The 17,361-nt window shown below is 59.9% G+C and carries 17 protein-coding genes and 1 pseudogene; 13 read left to right on the top strand and 5 right to left on the bottom strand.

Annotated elements, in window-relative coordinates:
- Nucleotides 1-600 precede the first annotated feature (600 nt).
- The 3 genes from NKJ23_RS21125 to NKJ23_RS21115 are packed head-to-tail and all read left to right on the top strand — an operon-like array spanning nucleotide 601 to nucleotide 1,808.
- On the top strand, nucleotides 601-1,023 hold the full coding sequence (locus NKJ23_RS21125; RefSeq protein ID WP_352682087.1) for an ankyrin repeat domain-containing protein: 423 nt from the start codon (nucleotides 601-603) through the stop codon (nucleotides 1,021-1,023).
- A complete protein-coding gene (locus tag NKJ23_RS21120; protein WP_352682085.1) occupies nucleotides 1,020-1,268 on the top strand; it encodes an ankyrin repeat domain-containing protein in 249 nt (82 codons plus the stop codon). Before NKJ23_RS21125 ends, NKJ23_RS21120 begins: the two co-directional genes overlap by 4 nt.
- A 27-nt stretch (nucleotides 1,269-1,295) precedes the next feature.
- On the top strand, nucleotides 1,296-1,808 hold the full coding sequence (locus tag NKJ23_RS21115; protein ID WP_352540684.1) for a YHS domain-containing (seleno)protein: 513 nt from the start codon (nucleotides 1,296-1,298) through the stop codon (nucleotides 1,806-1,808).
- A gap of 42 nt (nucleotides 1,809-1,850) precedes the next feature.
- Here the strand turns inward: NKJ23_RS21115 and NKJ23_RS21110 are convergent, their stop codons facing one another.
- From NKJ23_RS21110 to traA, 3 genes are all read right to left on the bottom strand, one after another.
- A complete protein-coding gene (locus NKJ23_RS21110; protein WP_352682083.1) occupies nucleotides 1,851-4,070 on the bottom strand; it encodes an adenylate/guanylate cyclase domain-containing protein in 2,220 nt (739 codons plus the stop codon).
- Between the two features lie 394 nt (nucleotides 4,071-4,464).
- Nucleotides 4,465-4,665 (bottom strand): helix-turn-helix transcriptional regulator, encoded by a 201-nt coding sequence (locus NKJ23_RS21105; protein ID WP_352682081.1) that lies wholly within the window; start codon nucleotides 4,663-4,665, stop codon nucleotides 4,465-4,467.
- A gap of 131 nt (nucleotides 4,666-4,796) precedes the next feature.
- Nucleotides 4,797-7,787 carry a Ti-type conjugative transfer relaxase TraA gene (gene traA / locus NKJ23_RS21100; protein ID WP_352682079.1) on the bottom strand — a complete coding sequence of 997 codons (2,991 nt, stop codon included), beginning with the start codon at nucleotides 7,785-7,787 and terminating at the stop codon, nucleotides 4,797-4,799.
- Nucleotides 7,788-7,958: 171 nt separating this feature from the next.
- Here traA and NKJ23_RS21095 point away from each other — a divergent pair, with 171 nt between their 5' ends.
- The 10 genes and pseudogenes from NKJ23_RS21095 to NKJ23_RS21050 form a co-directional block, all read left to right on the top strand.
- Nucleotides 7,959-8,285 (top strand): conjugal transfer protein TraD, encoded by a 327-nt coding sequence (locus NKJ23_RS21095; RefSeq protein WP_352682077.1) that lies wholly within the window; start codon nucleotides 7,959-7,961, stop codon nucleotides 8,283-8,285.
- Between the two features lies 1 nt (nucleotide 8,286).
- The gene (locus NKJ23_RS21090; protein WP_352682075.1) at nucleotides 8,287-8,553 is read left to right on the top strand and encodes a conjugal transfer protein TraD; all 267 of its coding nucleotides are present in this window, start codon (nucleotides 8,287-8,289) and stop codon (nucleotides 8,551-8,553) included.
- Between the two features lie 409 nt (nucleotides 8,554-8,962).
- On the top strand, nucleotides 8,963-9,322 hold the full coding sequence (locus NKJ23_RS21085; RefSeq protein WP_352682107.1) for a tyrosine-type recombinase/integrase: 360 nt from the start codon (nucleotides 8,963-8,965) through the stop codon (nucleotides 9,320-9,322).
- 80 nt (nucleotides 9,323-9,402) lie between these two features.
- Entirely contained in the window at nucleotides 9,403-10,254 is an 852-nt protein-coding gene (locus tag NKJ23_RS21080; protein ID WP_352682073.1) for a hypothetical protein, read from the top strand.
- Complete coding sequence (locus NKJ23_RS21075) at nucleotides 10,254-10,742, top strand: Panacea domain-containing protein (protein WP_352682071.1); 489 nt, start codon at nucleotides 10,254-10,256, stop codon at nucleotides 10,740-10,742. The genes NKJ23_RS21080 and NKJ23_RS21075 overlap by 1 nt, the downstream gene beginning before the upstream one ends.
- 69 nt (nucleotides 10,743-10,811) lie before the next feature.
- The gene (locus NKJ23_RS21070; protein WP_352682069.1) at nucleotides 10,812-11,579 is read left to right on the top strand and encodes a hypothetical protein; all 768 of its coding nucleotides are present in this window, start codon (nucleotides 10,812-10,814) and stop codon (nucleotides 11,577-11,579) included.
- A 49-nt stretch (nucleotides 11,580-11,628) separates the two neighbouring features.
- The gene (locus NKJ23_RS21065) at nucleotides 11,629-11,994 is read left to right on the top strand and encodes a hypothetical protein (RefSeq protein ID WP_352682067.1); all 366 of its coding nucleotides are present in this window, start codon (nucleotides 11,629-11,631) and stop codon (nucleotides 11,992-11,994) included.
- A 940-nt stretch (nucleotides 11,995-12,934) separates the two neighbouring features.
- Entirely contained in the window at nucleotides 12,935-13,168 is a 234-nt protein-coding gene (locus NKJ23_RS21060) for a hypothetical protein (protein ID WP_352682065.1), read from the top strand.
- 6 nt (nucleotides 13,169-13,174) lie between these two features.
- Nucleotides 13,175-13,960 (top strand): hypothetical protein, encoded by a 786-nt coding sequence (locus NKJ23_RS21055; protein WP_352682063.1) that lies wholly within the window; start codon nucleotides 13,175-13,177, stop codon nucleotides 13,958-13,960.
- Between the two features lie 838 nt (nucleotides 13,961-14,798).
- Nucleotides 14,799-15,290: pseudogene (locus NKJ23_RS21050) on the top strand (integrase core domain-containing protein); the annotation flags it as partial.
- Nucleotides 15,291-15,605: 315 nt separating this feature from the next.
- Here NKJ23_RS21050 and NKJ23_RS21045 read toward each other — a convergent pair.
- Both NKJ23_RS21045 and NKJ23_RS21040 read right to left on the bottom strand, forming a co-directional pair.
- Nucleotides 15,606-16,322, bottom strand: a complete 717-nt coding sequence (locus NKJ23_RS21045; RefSeq protein ID WP_352682062.1) for a pentapeptide repeat-containing protein — start codon at nucleotides 16,320-16,322, stop codon at nucleotides 15,606-15,608.
- Nucleotides 16,323-16,856: 534 nt separating this feature from the next.
- Nucleotides 16,857-17,276: a hypothetical protein gene (locus NKJ23_RS21040; protein ID WP_352682060.1), complete on the bottom strand. Its 420-nt coding sequence runs from the start codon at nucleotides 17,274-17,276 to the stop codon at nucleotides 16,857-16,859.
- Between the last annotated feature and the right edge of the window lie 85 nt (nucleotides 17,277-17,361).

Genomic DNA, 17,361 nt, shown 5'->3' with positions numbered 1-17,361 from the left:
CATCACAAGGTGTCCACCTATTTTGGTGGACACCTCATGCATCAGAGCACTCAACAGCAAAAGGTGCGGGGAAATTCGCGCTTACACTACAGGCGCATAAGCGGACATTGCCTGGGTGGCGGCCCCCGGGTTTGACCCATTCCAGACATTCGGCCCCCTTTTCGCGAAGGACGGTCAATTCGACATCGCCTTTTTCTACGGAAACACAGGGTTCTCCCCAAGCGACACTGCCAGCGCGCCCATCAAGAAGCTGACACTAAACTTCGCGCCTACGCACAAGCGCAAGGCTGGTGGGCTGCCCTTTTAAAGGATGAACCTCGTTCCACTCTAAATCGCCGTCATCGGCGTCCTAATGCTCGCCACGCCGTCTGGCGCTTCCGGCAGCACGATATGATCGGCATGGCCGCCTGCCTGCTGATGGCCATTCTAGCGGTCGTGGTGCTGGTGCCCGGATAGCCCGCTGCCGGGGGTGACACAGGGCGCCTCGCGCGACTTCGACTCGCGCATAAGCCGGACACCCTATGGCTCCGCTGCACCAAATGTATTAGACTGATCTCATATACGTCCATCCGCGGGCGAGCGCGCCCGGAGGGTTAGACGATGACGGTCTACAGGCGATTGTTGCTGGCGAGGGCCTTCCCGATCCGGGTCAGGCTTTTCGAAACCGGTTGGCTTCGGCTTGTCAGTCGGGCTCTGGTCGTTGCTTTCATTTCTTGGTTTGCCGTCGGTGCGGTGACGGCCGGGCCGCTCAACGACGCTGCTCGGGAGGGCGACGCCGGAAAGGTTGCCGAACTCCTGGCACAAGGCGCCAATGTGAACGATCGCGACGAGAGCCGTCAGACCCCGCTGATCGATGCGGCGCTTGCCGGCAAGACCGAGGTCGCCATTGCGTTGATCGGGGCCAAGGCGGACATCGAAGCCCGCAACGATCGCGGCTTCACCGCGCTACATGCGGCAGCCTACTCAGGAAGCCTGGACATCGCAAAATTGCTGCTCGACCACGGGCCGAGGTCGACGCGTTGAGCACGCACAAGATCACGCCGCTGCATGTGGCAGCAGAAGAGAACCAGACGGCCATCGCGGAGCTGTTGATCTCGCACGGCGCACAGGTCGAGGCAATCCAGGAATACGGGTACACGCCTCTCAGCCGCGCGACATTCTATCAGAGCACCGACGTGATGGTTTTGCTCAAGAAGCACGGCGCAAAATGCCAACCCAAGGAAACGATGGGGTCGTCGTACAAGGTGTGCATCGCCCTCGGCAACTGACATCGAGAAAGGCTACTGGAGGAGAACATGACAGAGAACCGTTCCAGAACGTTTGACAGTTTGCTTTGCGCGGGAGTAGCCGCCGCCTCCCTCCTCCTCTTCGGCACCGGTGGATCCCACGCCGGCGACGGAGTGAACACCGGATACTTCGGCAATGTCGCCATCCTGGGTTATGATCCGGTAGCATATTTCACCGACGGTCGCGCGACGATGGGTTCGCCCAAGATCTCGAGGAAGTGGCTCGGAGCAACGTGGTACTTCGCCAGCGTCCAACACCGGGATGCCTTTGTTTCCGAGCCGGTGCGCTATGCCCCTCAGTTCGGCGGCTTCTGCACCGGGGGAATGTCAGTTAAGGAGGCATCCGCGAACCTTGACCCGGAAGCCTTCCGCATCGTCAATGGCAAGCTCTTCCTGTTCTCCGGAAAGGAGGGCCTGGAGGAAGACTTCGATGCCAACCCGGCGCCTGTCATTGCGAAAGGGGAAGCCGAATGGCCCGCAGTGGAGGCGAAGGAATTCGAGGCTAGAGCGGCCGCCAACTAGCTCCGGCGCGATGTCGTGAGCCCGCAAGTTGAATGGCGCCCGTCACGGAGACACCGAGAAATACCAGACTGTGACGGAGTCCGGCCAAGCGTACTCGTCCTGCGTATCGCTGCTCCCTTGGGGATTGCGATAGACCGGGGCGCAGAACTTGCGGCCGAGCAAGGTCGCGGTGGATTGCGTGCAGAAGAGGTCGCCATCCACGCTGGACGTGCCGGTGATGATGCTGCTTTGCGAGCTCAGTGCGACATCTCCATTTGCACTCAGCTCCATGACGAAGGCTGCGCCATTGTGTTGATGTCCTACCCATGTCCGATCGCCCGTTAGGGCTCGGATCGCGGCGGCACCCAGGCGGTCCTCCTCCTGCCCGCGAAAATCGAAGCTCCGCTCGGGAATCCCCGCGGCGCGAAGGGCGCCCAGCCGGTGATCGAGGTCCTCTTGCCGCCTATGGTGGGCGTAAACGACACGATAACCAGCGAGGTTCTGTTCGGGTATCTCTTTCAGGATTGCTGCAGCCGCATCGTGCGCCTCGGCCATGCGGCCAAGCCGCGCATTTGCCATGGCCAGCGTTTCGAGACCAAGGTCGCTGCGCTCTCCCGGCTGGACCTTGCTCAGCGCCTGCAAAGCCTTCTCGTACTGATGGTTCATGTAGAGCACGAAGCCGTAATAGTCGAAGACCTGAGCGCGCGGCTTGGGATCGAGCCGCAACACGCGTTCCATCGCTGCCAGCGCCTCCAGGTTCTGTCCTGCGTAGGTCAGCACGATCGCCCGATTGAGCTCCGCCTCCGCGCCGTTCGGGTCCAGCGCGACGGCTTTCTGGACCGACGCGATCGCCTGGTCCCATTCGCCGTCCAGCATCTGCAGGATGCCGAGCACGGCATAGGCGCGGGCAGATTGCGGATTGAGCTCCAGCGCCCGCCCTGCCGCTTCGTAGGAGCGCTGGCGAGCGACGGCGCTGAGCATGAGCACCTGGTAGTCGAAGCCGAGCACGTCCACCGTGGCGCGGGCATAGCCCGAGTAAGCATCTGCAAACGTAGGATCGAGCTTGATCGCCTTTTGATACAGGGACAGGGTCTCTCCGAGAGACCTGTTGTCGACCACATAAACCTTCTGCTCGGCTCGGGTGTAGAAATCGTATGCCTCCAGGCTTCGCGTGGGGAGGCGAGCAATCTGCGCTCGTTCGCCTTCCGTCAGACGCACCGAAAGTGCCTCAACGATACGCCCGATCACTTCGTCTTGAAGTGCAAATATCCTGAAGTAGTCGCGGTCGTATCGCTCGGCCCAGATGTTGCTCCCCGTTTGGACATCGATGAGCTGGACATTGATGCGGACTAGATCTTCCTCCCGCCGGACGCTGCCCTCGACCACGTAACGGACGTTCAACTGCGCCGCGATCTCGTCGACGTCGAGGGATCGATCCTTGAAGGAGAACGCGGAGTTGCGTGCGATGACGAGGAGCCCCGAGATCTTCGAGAGATCGGTGATGAGATCGTCTGCGAGCCCTTCCGCAAAATAATCCTGGCCTGCCTTCTCGCTAAGATCGGTAAACGGTAGCACGGCGATGGAGGGCTTGCCGACCGACGAACCGACCGGGGTGGAACCGTGACCGGGCAGCAGGGCACTCGCTTGCGGCCAGAGAATCACCGCAATCCCCGCTATCAGAGCCAGAACGAGCACCGTGGCGCCGATCACAGGCCATCGCCGAGAGCGCGACTTATTGGCTCCTGCGGTCTGTTCCAGCAGAACCCGATAGGCGCGGACCCGCTCTGGAATGTTCTTGAGACGCTGTTCGCCGAGAGACTTGAAGGTCAGGCCGAGCTTGTTGTGAGCCTGATCGTAGGCCGTTCCCGAGATGACGATGCCGCCAGGATCGCTCAGTCCTTCCAGCCGGGCCGCGATGTTGACGCCGTCGCCGTAGAAGTCGTCCTTGTCGGGGATCACGTCACCAAGGTTGATCCCGATGCGGAACACGATCCGGGTATCTTCGGGAAGACCGAGGTTCTGCTGCGCGGTGACCCGTTGGATTTCAACGGCGCATGCTACGGCATCGACGACGCTCTCGAACGCGACCAAGGCGCCGTCGCCCATGAGCTTGACGATGCGGCCATGGTAGCCCTCGATCGCGGGTTCGATGAATTCGCGCCGGAGCGCCTTGAGCCGCGAGAGTGTGCCCGTCTCGTCCAGCCCCATCAGCCGGCTGTACCCCACCACGTCGGCGGCGAGGATAGCGACCAGCTTCCGTTCGAGATGTTGAACCTGTTCCACTGGGCAGAATTATAAGGAAAGCCCAATGGCAAAACCATACACACTTAGCAGCCAACACCCGTTTCTCCGATGAGGTACGTTACAAAATCGGCTACGAGCGTTCGCCTTGAATTCCGAAAAGGTGATGTTCGACGGAATGTCGGCTCATGGTGCAACCGCGACCTACAGCGTATTCGCCGACGTCAGACTTTCGGGCGACGGCAAAGCTTGCCCTAGGGCCGACATCAGGCGCAAACGCGACTGGCCCACGGTCTGTCTGCTTGCAGGAAGAGCAAAACTGATCCCGACGGCCGATATTGGGCGCAAAGCGGCCATGCCGCGGCAGTCCTTGGTGAATTGGGCCATTTTTCGCACTACTCTACTAGTTGCACTTCGGCCTAAGCCGCGCGATCAGTCATCGAGTTTTTGGCCGCCATCTGATGGGATCAGTGATCCATCTGTTGATGTCGGATTCACGCCAGCCCGCGCCGTTGACGCTGATCCTGATCTGGGCCGGGAAGGTGCCTTCGGCGATCTTGCGGTAGACGGTGGACCGGGACAGCCCGGTCCGGGCAAGAACGGTCTTTAGGCGGATGATACGGTCTGGTTCGGGCATGGCTGCACTGCCTCATGTTGGCCGTTTCTGACAACTGCTGAGACCAGACAGGGCGGACCGATACGGACGCGCAAGAGGGTTTGCCGCTGCGTCGTAGTGCGGCGTGGAAACGGCCGTAAATCGGACGGGTCTTAAAGTCCGATGCCTCGCCCCCTGCCGAGTCCGATGCCGTGAGTGAAGGCGAGTGCCGCGCCGAAACGGCGGCCCGAATCGACCTGGATGCCAAGCTCGGCCTTGCGGTTGGCGAGGAGGGATTCAAGCTGTGGGTCGCGTTCGAGGCTTTTGGCCATGTCGCTCATCGTCGACCGCGTAGCCTTGTAGGCGGACATGTGGCCCGCCTGATACTGCTGTTGGCTGGTCTGATCGAGCTTTTGCCAGCGCTCCACGAAGCGGTCGGCGCGGCGGCCCGGATCGGTGCCCAGTTCGGTTTCGAGCTGCAGGGCGCGGATGGCGCGGTTGATCCTGCCATTGCTTGCCTCGCGGGCGAGGTCTGGGTCTTTGGCGTATGCGGCTTCCGCATCGCGCCAGCCATGCGGACGAACCTCCTCGAAGGCTTTGCGGGCATCGGTCAGTTCGCGCATCTGAGCCGGGCCAGCTTTGCCGCCCGCATCCTCAGTGCTGAATATTGCATACACGGCGCGGGCATGACGTTTGAAGGCGTCGGTTCGGCCTCGGCGCAGCGTTGCTTCGTGATCCTCGGGGGCCTCTCTGGCGGGCGCTGTGGTTTCGCGCCGTGCCTCCATTCCGGTAATTTCTCGTTCCGCCCTCCCACCCTCCGGGCCAGGCGCTGCGTCTGCGGACAGGCGCAGGCCGTCGAATAGACCGCCGATCCTGTCGCGCAGCTTTTCCGGGACGACCCTTTTGACAATCTCGGCGACACGCTCACGGAAGGTGATGCCTCGTCGCTCGGCATAGCCTTGCACCGGATCGATCTGCCTGTAATCCGACGCCATGTCCTTTGCCCGGTCGCGCGACAAAGTGCGGACAAGCCGGTCCTGCGTGGCGAAGTCGTCGCGGCCATAATGCAGGTCCATGCCGTCACGGTGTCGCGACAGGGCGACATAGCTGCCATGGGCATCCAGCCCAGGCGTCGCCAGCACATGGGTGTGGTCCACGGTCATGCCTTGAGCCTTGTGGATGGTCGCCGCATAGCTATGGTCGATGCGGTCGTAGTCCTTAAGGTCGAAACGCACGGAGCGGCCGTCGTCGGTGCGCACCGACATGGATTGCGTGCTGACCTCTTCGATGGCGCCGAGCGTGCCGTTCTTCACGCCAAGGCCGCGTTCGTTTTGCAGGAACATGACGCGATCCCCGCTGGCGAAACTCCGTTCGCCGCGCTCGAGCGTGATCCGCACATCATCACCGAGGTCGCCCGCTGCCCGCATCCGTTCGCGTGCGGCTTCGTTAAGCGCGCGCGCCTCATCATTGGTGTGGGTGAGGATGATGCGGTTCTTGTGGGGTAACGCCTGCCGGTCGCGGTCCCATCGGTCGACCAGATCGCCGCGTGCCTGTTCGCGCGTCTGGGCCTCATGCACCATGCCATGCGCATCATAGGCACGGATCGCAGCGCCGGCCCTGCCGGTTGCCAGATCGCGCGTGGCGTCCCGCTGCCAGCCTTCGCGCTGGCGGCGCACCTCGCCGATTTCTGCCCCGCCATGACGGCCGTGGATCGAGCGGAAGGCCGCGCCCGCCTCTATGGCTTGCAACTGCTGCGGATCGCCGACCAGCACGACCTTGGCTCCGGCCTCGGCAGCATGGGACAGCACCCGCTCCAACTGGCGCGTGCCGACCATGCCTACTTCGTCGACCACCAGAATATCGTGCGTGGTGAGCATATCCCGGTCCTGTCCCCAACCATGTTCCATGCTGGCGATGGTGCGCGAGGCGATGCCCGATCCGCATTCGAGATTTTCCGCCGCGATACCGGAAAGCGCCACGCCCCTGACCTCATAGCCAGCAGCTTCCCATGCCTCCCGCGCCACGCCGAGCATTGCGCTCTTGCCGGTTCCGGCATAGCCAACAACGATCCCCAGATCGCGCCCGTGCGTGATGTGCGCCAGCGCGTCGGCCTGCTCGCCCGACAGCACAAGTCCGCGCGCTTCTGCTCGGGCCAACGCCGCCTGCCTGTCGGTATCGCTTACCTCATGGCGTTCTCTCTCGGCCATCATTTCCGCCGCGTCGTGCAGGCGCTCTTCGGCCTCGATCATCTGGCGGGTGGTGAAGCGATCCTCGCTCCGCCCGTCCTTGCCGAGTTCGACCAGATCGGGCGAGTTTCCTATTGCATCCATCACCTCGTTGAACTGATCGATTCCGTCGCTGTGCCGGTGCGCGAACTTTGCCATGTCGCGGCGCGTGAACGTCGATTGCTGATGCGTGATCGCATCCAGCGCCAGGTCGGGATTAGCGATGATGCGTTCGCCATTGCCGCGCGCGATCTCGCGGTGCAACTCGGCGCGGTCGGCTTCGGTCCGCTGATCCTCGATCCGATGCGCAGGCGCGCCGATCTGGCTTTGCGGCTCAAGCGCGATGCCCTGCGCTTCAAGGCTGCGATGGTCGATGCACGCGTCTATGTCGAGTTCGGCCATGCGCCCATTGGCAAATTCGGCCCAACGTTCGCGCCAGCGTTCGACCATTTCCGTCCGGTTCCAGTCCCGCACCTTCGGGCCGAAGCCGTTTTCGTTTACCGCGCGCATGGTCAGCATGACATGAGCATGGGGTTTGGGCATGCCGTCCTCTGCCATGTCCCAATGCACATTGAGATCGGCAATCATGCCCCGGTCCACGAATTCCGATTGCACGAAGTCGCGGGCAAGCTCGATGCCCTGCGCCTCGCTCATCTCGCGCGGAAGGGCGAACTCGACCTCGCGGGCAAGCTGCGCATCCTTCCTGACCTCGAACGCCTCGACATCGTTCCACAGCCGTTCGCGGTCACTCCATGCTTCGGGCGCATTCTCCGGCAGCATGACTTCGGAATGGACGACGTCGCGCTTGGCGGAAAAATCCTGGACACGGTTAATGCGGTCGTCGCGCAGCCGCGAGGCCGAACGGTAGGCAGCGGACGCCACCGCGCTGGAGCCGGACTTGCGGCCAATGACCTTGACGTGAAGATGATAGATCGCCATCGCGACCGGATCATTGCACGACAAAGCCCACGTCGGCACGACGTATAAGCGCGCCCTCCCTCGAAAAAATCTCGGGAGCGACCAGCCCGTCCCGAGCCGTCCCGGCAACCCTGGAGCATTCGGCAAAGTGCTCAACTATCATCGCTGCATCAACAGCTTATGGAGATAACGATGCGCAAACCACGGGACTTTGATGCGGAACTGAAGGCGCTGGAGGACAAGGCGCGGGAACTGAAAACCCGCAAGGTGCAGCAACTCGGCGAACTGGTGATCGCCACCGGCGCCGATGCGCTCAGCGCCGAGGAACTGGCGGGTGCGCTAATAGTGCTGACCGAGACGAAGGACGCCGCAAAGAAGGAGGCATGGGCGAAACGCGGTGCGACGTTTTTCCAGAGCCGCGCGCGGCGATCTGCTTCGGCATCTGAGCGCGACGCTGGCGGCGCTGCGGCGCACTCGGGCGGCCCGCAATCGCTACCAGGCGGCACGGGCGCGGCATGACATGCGCAACTGGCAGGTCGAGCGCCGCAAACGCACGCGGCACCTGATCGAGCTGGGTGGCCTTGTCGTCAAGGCGGGCATCGTGAACCTGACCGGCGATGATCGTGCCACCATCTACGGCGCGCTGCTCTGGATGGTTGACAAGCTCCAGAGCGAGGACGGCAAACATGCGCACGGCGTCTGGATAAAGCTGGGGAAGATGGCGTTCGAGGCGGAACGGAAAGAAGAAATGCCTACCGTCGCGCAGGAACAGCAAGACCGGGCATGACCGATGGCGGGCGGCGCGGAGACCCCAAATATCGCAGCGCTGCCCCCATCGCGCGGCTTGCCGTGCAAACACGGCTCATCCGGCACCTGGCTTGGCTGCCTAAGGGCTCCGCCCTCACGGCAGGCAAGCCGCCATCTTGCGCAGGTCGGGTGATTCCCCCCGCTCTTGTCCTCTGCTATCCTGCTCTCGGCGATGGTCAGAAGATCGTGAGCGTCACGAGCACCCCATCTTGCCGAGGGCTATGCCCTGGCAAGATTTGCGAGCTGATTTGCGGGGAGCGCAGGCGCATGGAGTGGGATGACCCTGATGCGAGTAGGTCCACGCGATTATTGCTGTCACATGAACAGTTCGGCGCGGAATGTCAGGCCGGCGCTGTTGAAAGTGTGAACAGCAGCGATCACCCGTCGCCATCCTCAACGGCAAGGCCTTCGCCGTCGCTGACAGGCTGCGGGAGTGGATCGACGCGGCACATATCACCGCCGGCCCGATCTTCCGTCGTGTCAGCCGTGGCGACAACGTGCTTGCCGATGCCCTCACCGCACAATCCGTGGCGCTGATCGTGAAGCGCTACGCCGATGCGGCCGGGCTGGACGTGGCGAAGCTATCAGGGCATTCGCTTCGCGCCGGCTTCATTACGTCAGCCGCCGATAACCGGGCCTCGATCAGCCGCATCATGGAGGGGTCGCGGCACCGGGATCCTCGGTCGGTCGAGACGTACGTGCGCCGCGCCGATCGCTACAATGACCATGCAGGGGATGGATTTCTGTAATGCATAACCCGCCAACCAGGCTCGGCTCGACATCTTAAAGCATTCGCGTTCTACTGCGCTGAAGATTCGGGGGATGCGCTTTGCGCGATTTGGGGGGCGTTCGACGCAACATTTGGAACTGGATTCAAGACTGGTGCGCTCTTTGGGTGCAACCCAGCGCCTCTTTCGTTGCGCTTATCAGCGGCACGTTTCTAACCTTCGATTTCGCCCAATGGGAGAAGGCCAACCCTGACTGGGCCGGGCCTCTCGAATGGATATCTTCTCTTACTGTGCCGCTATTCCTAGTCACGGCTGCCTTGGCACTGGGCGCAGGGTTGATCGTGACCTCTCGTGATGGAACGATTCGCCGGCTTCGTGACAAGCTGGAAGCTCAGACAGGGCAAATCGAAGAAGTTGGCAATGTTATCGTCATCCTTTTTGACGGCCTTCTGTTAAATCTCGCGAACAAATTGGAACTGGAGCAAGGATCGCAGGCACGCCTATCGCTCTACGTCCACGATAGCGAAACTCATTCGTTCATCCGCTGTGGACGTTACTCCAGAAATCCAGTCTTCCTGAGTCCAGGGCGCACGAGCTACCCGGACTATCAGGGTTGCATCGCAGAGGGATGGAAAAAAGGATGGCATTTCGACAATAGTCTACCACCTCAGGGAGCGCAGCGCCGAACCTACAATTTGAAGACATACTCCATCCCGGAGACCGTCACCGACTCCACTCGAATGAAGTCCACGTTATACGGAGTCAAGCGGCTCGATAATCTGGAGGGAAAGGCGATCGCCGTCCTCGTGGTCGAGGCCATCAATGCGGATCATTTCGCAGAAGACGCCCTACATGATACAATCAATGGATCGATCAATGATTACGCGAGAGTGATCCACGAGCTGCGTGCGTACGTTCCAAATCCAGCCAAAGCGGCAGAAAGCGGGTTGTGATGGCACAGCTACACGACGTGATGGCCTACCTGCTACAAAACTACCCCGCCAACATGGCTCACGAGCTCTCGAACGCCCGTTTGACCAAGATGGTCTATCTCGCTGATTGGCACCAGGCTCTCACGCACGGGCGTCAGATGACCGACATCCAGTGGTATTTTGACAACTTCGGTCCTTTCGTCCGTGATGTCGAGCAAAGAGCGGCCGATATGGACGAACTGTTTGTCGTGGATCTTGGCAGCAACATGTACGGGCAGGCAAAGAAAACATTTTCAGTACGGGACCGGAGTTACACTCCGCGCCTAACAGATGACGAGCGGAAGTCCTGCGATCACATCATCGAAGTTACGAGGAAGCTCTATTGGGCGCCATTCATCAAATTAGTCTATTCGACGCATCCGATTGCCAGCTCGGAACGCCACACCTTCCTGGATTTGATACTGAAGGCCGCAGAGTATCGCCAGCAGCAATTGGCAGCTGCAGGATAGTGACATTCCTCATCGTACGGAGTCTGTCACGGGCATGACCTTGAAGAAAAGCTCTCGCGCATACGAAGCTTGAGCCAAACCGACTTCTACGACAACGTCGCGTCTTCCTTTATGCGCGCCTACGTCGGATGTCTCTCGGTCGACGAGCTTTGCGACGCCGCGATTATCACGCTCAAGGATCCTCTTCAGATCCACATGGCAATCCGAAAGCGACTTGCGAGGCTTTGCGAAGAGCGCCGGATTGCGGTGGACGATCTGTCCGTCCGACTGATTGAGCAGGGAGAAGACCGCCACTTGCGCTCGCGGATCGAGGCATGCCTCTCCCACCTCCTTATGTCCTTTAGTCCTGCCCAACGTCTGTTTCTTCTCGACCGATGGGAAGACAAAAACACATCTTCTGCGTGGGCCAGGTGGCTGAAAGCGATCAACGGTGACAATATGCATTATGGCGACGAGCTGATCGCCAAGTGTTGGCAAACAACTCGCGATCCGAGAGCAGCAAAAGTGCTCGTCAGCCGTGGTGCGCCTGAGATACTGAAGGTCCTTGCATCGGACTTTATCGTATCAGGTGTCGAAGGCTGGATAGTCGGCAAGGCAATAATAAGGGCCGGCGGCGTTTCGGATGATGTCTGGGATATTCTGCGTGAACGACAACCGGCGACATACGCTTATCTTTGCGCGAAACAACTGCGGCCACTCTCCGAGAGCGAAGCGATCCAGGTTGTGCTCGATTCGCCAGACGAATTTCACAACGGCGGGAAAGGGCTCGCCATTTGGTCGCTCGGGCAATTGGGCCTTGAGCACGCTCTCGATGAGCTCTGGATCAAGCTGCGCTAGTTTGAAGCTGAGCAGCGATAATCATGTTTCTCGCTCGCTGGGAGCCTCCATGAAAGCGCCGAAGACACTTCCCAAAACCCCGATGCTGCCGGCCGACGCCACGCTGCGCACCATTGCTGATGGCTTGGGAGACCGGGTCAAGTATGTGCGGGAAGTGCTCGGGCAGATGACCGGATTCGGCGGTGATGTTCAGGTCCGCATCGGGGTGCGAAGCAACTGGAAGTACCCAGACTATGCTATCGAAAAGCTTTTCTTCGAAGGCTCCGCTACCATGAATATCTTCAATGGGCGGACGCATCGAGACTACGATTTCGACGAGGGCTTGGATGCCTCGAAGAACTGGTCAACGAATGCCATGACCTTCGCCGCTGTCCAACGTCTAATATGGGACCTTCATCACCCGCCCATGCTTTGATTTGCTTTGATCGTCGCCGGCGGCGCTATTACAGGCGTCGAGCCTTCCGCCTTGCCCGAAATCGCTCGAAGGCGCTTTGATTTCCATTTGATTTCCACTGGCTAACAACCGGCCGCCAAATTCAGGTGGCTTTGGCCAACCGCATGGCCCTTCAGTGCCATATCGTAGGTGATAGGCTGGTCGCGCAGCCATGGGCCGAACTTGCCATGAGGCATCGAGGCCTTGGCAGCGAGCATCCTCTTGCCGAGCGCGACGAGCTCCTCCCGGCGGCGCTAGCGCTTGGTGAAGCCCTGGCGGCCCTTTTCAGCCTCGCTGGCGTCCGCCTTGGCCATCCGGGATCGAAGCGTCTCCTTTGCCGTTAGCGAGTTCTCCCTCAGGCGCTGTAGATGCACGTAGACGATGCCGGCAAGGGCATGCCCCTGATGAACCTAGCCGCGCAGCTCGTTGACGATCGCCATGTATGCGCCGAGTGGGATCGCGTCGAACACCTCGAGCACGGCGGTCATGCTCCACCAGGTCCGGACAGGCCAGCAGCAAGTCAGATACGGCCGGCAGGCTGCTTTCCTCGATGAGCGCGTGGTTGCCGCGGGCCTCAGCCAGGACACACAGGACCAACCGCGCATGCTCGGTACCATGATTATCGAGCCGGCGGATTGAGCCGACGGCACGAGTCTGGCCTTCTTTTGGATAGCGGCTCTTGGAGATGATGTGGACGTCGAACTCGCCACACAGGGCAGCAACACGCGGGTCGACGTCGAGTGAAGATCCGCGGTTCCATCCTTCTCGCGCAAGCATCCAGCGTCTTCGGCGTTTTAAGTGATTGATATTTGCACCATGGCAGCGTCGTCAGCAAGCTTTATGCGCCCTTGAGAGGCCTGCTTGCACCAGTCCGACTGTTGCGGCATGTTCCCGCCGTTGGGAGGGGCCGATGATCCTTGTAGTGCTTTTCACCTTGGCCGGCGCGATCAGTGCTGTCTTCGGCTTTTTCACCATGACAGCGGGAAATTTCAATGCTGCCTCGATAGTGGCGGCCGCTCCGATTTTCCTGGTAGCCCTCGCATTTTTCGGCTTCGCCCAGGTGATCCACGCCCTCATGCGCGCGGCCAAAGCCTCCGAGGCGACGGTCGTTGAGTTGAAGGGCATCCGCGAGCAGCTTAGCAAGCGAGAACCGTGATTATCGATGATTTGGGAAACCCTTTGGAGTTGGATTGACCCGCTCGCGAAAGCGATTGGCGCTATTATTGGCGCTATTGTTGTCGCGGGCGGAGGGACTGCTGCTATTGCGTTCCTCATATTCCGTGGGCTCGGCGAGTCTTGGCTAAATTCCAAGTTTGAAAAGCGTATGGCTGCTTTCACCCATGAGCAGGACAAACAGATTGAGCGGCTGCGATTTAGAATAAATGCACTGTTCGACAGGACAACGAAGCTCCATGAAAGGGAATTTGATGTCGTGCCCGAAACCTGGGCACGTCTTATCGACGCTTATAACGAGGTGGCCGGGTTCGTTCATTTTTTCCAACAGTATCCAAACTTGGATAAGATGAGTGATGCGCAACTGGAAGAGTTTTTGGAATCTAGTCCGCTGCAAAAATGGCAGAAGGACGAGCTTAGGTCCACCGAAAAAAAGGTAAATTACTACCAGAAGGCAATATTTTGGGTAAGACTTGGCACATGCCAGGAAAAGTATCGCGACTTTCGAAAATTCCTAAGAAAAAACGCGATATTCATGCTTCCATCTATGAAGGAAAAGTTCGAGGCCATGGACGGATTAATGTGGGCCGCTTTGGTCGAACGGGAGTTCAACGAGGAGGATCATGGCGTTCCGAAAGAGCGAGCGGCAAAGAAGAAGTTTGACAGCGAATGCCCTGATTTGTTGCGAGTGCTCGAACAGGAAATTCAGGTCCGGCTGTGGTCAACCAACCTCTCCATAGAAGAGGGCAGCCCGGTTGATCAGGCGACCCGATAGTCGCGCACGATTCGGGTCGAGATTCCGCCAGCTGTAACCGAAGTCATTTGCGCGAAGCCGCCAACCGAAGGATCTGCACGCGGAGCATCGATCAGGCACGGCATCTCGGCCACCGGGTCATCTGCCCAGAACACCGCTTCAAGCAGGCTTGATCGTCTATCGGCGTCGCGACGCAATCGGGGATCTCGAACACCTCCCACGGCGCGAAGCCTTGCCGGTCGTGATTGGAGACCAGGAACGCTTGCGTGCCGGCGTTGCCGATACCCGCAAGGAATATATCGAACTCCAAGTGCTTGCCCCCATAGCGTCGACACATTCCCGGCGATCGATTGTAGGCGACCTATCGCGCTCACCAAGCCAGCGAAGTCCTGCGACTGGATTATGAGGGCTGTGCTCAGCGTATGAAGCAGCCTCCTCTGGTCGCGATCGCAGCGTTCAAGTGCGGAATGGGAAGGCACTTCAGGAATAGGCCGACTTGGCCTCCAAACAAGGTGCTGCCGAGGCCGTCGGTCAGAATGTGCACAGCATCTGTGGTCTTGAAGATATTGATCGCGGTCATCAGCGTGCCTGCAGTCCTGGGATCATTGAGGTGGTGGCGATCGCCGAGGCTATCGCCGCAAAAGTGACCTCCGCGCCAAACAGCGATATGCTGCCCGAGCCGAGAATGGCGGTGAATATAGGAACGAAGATCGGGTCTGCCTGGTGCTGGTCCCGGAGCGCCTCGATCCTTCTTGCGATACTCTGGATCGACGTCGCACTGGCGGCGCATCTCCTCCATCCAAGGCGCATCCAGCAGCCCCGAGCTCGCCCGCGGCGCCTTGGGATGCATGGCCTCGGAAAGTGCCTGGCACTCATCGTTGATACGTCGCTCTCGGGCATGCGGGTTGCCCGAGAATTGGACCGGCTCATCACCGAGCGCGGCCGGCCGAGAATGATCGTCAGCGACAATGGCAGCGAGTTCACCTCGAACGCCATCCTCTCCTGGGCGGATCAGAACCGCGTCGAATGGCATTACATTGCGCCCGGCAAGCCGATGCAGAATGGCTTCATCGAGAGCTTCAACGGCCGACTACGCGATGAACTGCTCAACGAGACGCTGTTTACTTCGCTGGCTCAGGCACGCGTCGCCATCGCCCTGTGGCGCGCCGACTACAACACCGCGCGGCCGCATTCCCAAATCGCCTGGCAGACACCGGCCGAGTTCGCCACCACCTTCAATCTGCGATGGTCGCTCGCGCTGCGCTATGCCAAAGGCTCCGCGCCAGCGCCCGTCGCTTCACCCGCCCAGCAGGGCACAACCCACGCCGGAAACGAACTCAAAACTGGATAGAAACTGGGGGCAACGTCAGCGAGGCGCTTATGTATGATCGACGCGTTGGTGCCAGGCTTCTGAATGATAATCACGACGATGGTAGTCATTCTCGACGATACAAGAGTTGCTGCCACTTATTCGGACAGGAGCTACCGGTTCGATTGAACCGGTAGCGGTGAACGGAAGCGGCACAAACACCCCTCGGCCGCGATTTCGCCAATAGCAATACCGTAGAAACGTGCCGCTTTGGCGGAGGATCTGCGCCCTCCGAAGGCAGAAGTTACAGGTTCGAATCCTGTCGGGTGCGCCATTGCCGCAGTTCGTTTGCGACAACTATTCCTGCTGGATTTGACAGGGCCAATCTTCAGGCCTCGTCAAGCCAGAAGGCAACTCGGTCCGGGCGTCTCCGCAAGCCATGTTGAGCTGCCACTGGGACAGACCCGCCGAATTGGAAAGATCGACGCCCTCGATACGGGTCAGAAAGAAAAAGGCGCGGTCAAAGTCTATCGGCGCGGTGAACGTCGCTCCTCGGAAGTCCGCCCGTGCGAGATTGGCAAACGAGAAGCGGCTGCCGCTGATATCGGCGTCATGGAACTGCGCACGCCCCAATTCTGCCTTTGTGAAATCAACATTGGTCAGATTGGCGCCCTGGAAATTCGAGCGCTGTATTTCCGCGCTCGCAAACACAGCGCCCTGCGCGTCCATACGGCTGAAGTCGGTCCTGTAGGCCTCGATTCTGTCGAACCGGGCGCCTTTGGCGGTCGAGTCGGCCAGGGAAGCACGCACAAGCGTTGCCTTCTCAAGATTTGCCGCAACGAGATTGCTGTTCCTGAGGTCGGTCGAAGTGAAATCAACACCGAACAGGTTCGCCCCGCTCAGGTCCTGTCCTTCTAGGATGAGAAGCTTCTTGTCACACTCGTGCCAATTGACGCCAGGCGTCGCGGCTGCGTCGCAATTTTGAGCGGCAGTGGCGTTCTGCCAAGCAAACACAGTGCAAACCGCTAGAACCAAGCCGGATGCGCCGTAAGCTCTGGTTCGTCTCAAAGTCATTGTTGCTGGACCTCTGCCACTCGCCGACACTCAACCTTACCACATCTGCTGACACACGAGCCACGGTGACCACCGCCGTCACAGTTAGCGCATTTCTCATATTCAAGCTTTGATGTTGATCAACCGATCAACCCGCGCGTAGGGCGCGATTTGCGAGCGCCTCCCCATATCATCGACGGTCCAGCAGAGTATGGCGGAGAGGGAGGGATTCGAACTCCGCGCTTGGAAAAGCGTCCCTCTCGTCTTCACCGTGCAGGCTGGTTACTCTGGGCGGCAGAGTGCCCTTCCGCGCTTCGCAAACCTGCCGTGGGAAAAGCCTTGCCGTTTTTTCCGGCGGGGCTTTGATCAGATCGCGACTATTAGTGATTTATGCTGGAACTGGTTGCGGAGGTTGGAGTCGGACCAATTTGCACCGATTAAGAAGCCCCGTCAGCAAACGAACTCGGTCACAGCACTGTATTGGCGGTATCCCTCTCCCGCTACCAAATTCCAAAGATAAATCAAATACATAGAGATGTACCGGTGCCAGTCGTCTCATTGTAGCGGGTCGCGCGATTTTGCAGTTTTGACACCCGGTTTTGCAGCAGGGCCGCTTCTCTCAAGACAGGGCGATCCGATAGCTGCGAGGGCCATGACGTTTCGGTGCTCTAGATTGCACTCCCGTACAAGCCTCGAGACAACATCCCATCGAAGCGGTGGCTCTCCTACGCTTTCTTCAGAAATTCCGTCCGCAGAACCAGATTGCCTTTGTGCATTCAGCCCGTTGAGGAGATCGGCGAGTTCCTCGGGATCGTGCTGGTTCATTCCAACGATGGTTCGGCTGCCCATCTCGACGGGCCGCCCGGTACGAGCATCATTGACGGTCCAGGTGCCGGTCGGATCCTGAAAAGGCCTGTAGCCCGCGGCGGCTCCAATCGAGTGGCCGGCCGAGATAAGGCCCATCGCCGGCGCCATCACGCGCAATCCGAGATGGCTGGCGACAAGACTGGCCGTGACGGGAATGGCCGCATGGCTTTGGTTTCGAGGCGCAGGGCGTATC

The organism is Mesorhizobium sp. M0184 (assembly GCF_040322215.1).
Lineage (GTDB): Bacteria > Pseudomonadota > Alphaproteobacteria > Rhizobiales > Rhizobiaceae > Mesorhizobium.
This window is presented reverse-complemented; position numbering and strand designations above follow the sequence as displayed.

What these genes read in the sequence shown, in the direction of transcription:
- NKJ23_RS21105 (WP_352682081.1), bottom strand. Translation starts at nt 4,665, where the DNA reads ATGCCCGAACCAGACCGTATCATCCGCCTAAAGACCGTTCTTGCCCGG.
- NKJ23_RS21055 (WP_352682063.1), top strand. Translation starts at nt 13,175, where the DNA reads ATGATTTGGGAAACCCTTTGGAGTTGGATTGACCCGCTCGCGAAAGCG.
- NKJ23_RS21095 (WP_352682077.1), top strand. Translation starts at nt 7,959, where the DNA reads ATGCGCAAACCACGGGACTTTGATGCGGAACTGAAGGCGCTGGAGGAC.
- NKJ23_RS21065 (WP_352682067.1), top strand. Translation starts at nt 11,629, where the DNA reads ATGAAAGCGCCGAAGACACTTCCCAAAACCCCGATGCTGCCGGCCGAC.
- traA (WP_352682079.1), bottom strand. Translation starts at nt 7,787, where the DNA reads ATGGCGATCTATCATCTTCACGTCAAGGTCATTGGCCGCAAGTCCGGC.
- NKJ23_RS21115 (WP_352540684.1), top strand. Translation starts at nt 1,296, where the DNA reads ATGACAGAGAACCGTTCCAGAACGTTTGACAGTTTGCTTTGCGCGGGA.
- NKJ23_RS21045 (WP_352682062.1), bottom strand. Translation starts at nt 16,322, where the DNA reads ATGACTTTGAGACGAACCAGAGCTTACGGCGCATCCGGCTTGGTTCTA.
- NKJ23_RS21075 (WP_352682071.1), top strand. Translation starts at nt 10,254, where the DNA reads ATGGCACAGCTACACGACGTGATGGCCTACCTGCTACAAAACTACCCC.
- NKJ23_RS21090 (WP_352682075.1), top strand. Translation starts at nt 8,287, where the DNA reads ATGCGCAACTGGCAGGTCGAGCGCCGCAAACGCACGCGGCACCTGATC.
- NKJ23_RS21125 (WP_352682087.1), top strand. Translation starts at nt 601, where the DNA reads ATGACGGTCTACAGGCGATTGTTGCTGGCGAGGGCCTTCCCGATCCGG.
- NKJ23_RS21040 (WP_352682060.1), bottom strand. Translation starts at nt 17,276, where the DNA reads ATGGCGCCGGCGATGGGCCTTATCTCGGCCGGCCACTCGATTGGAGCC.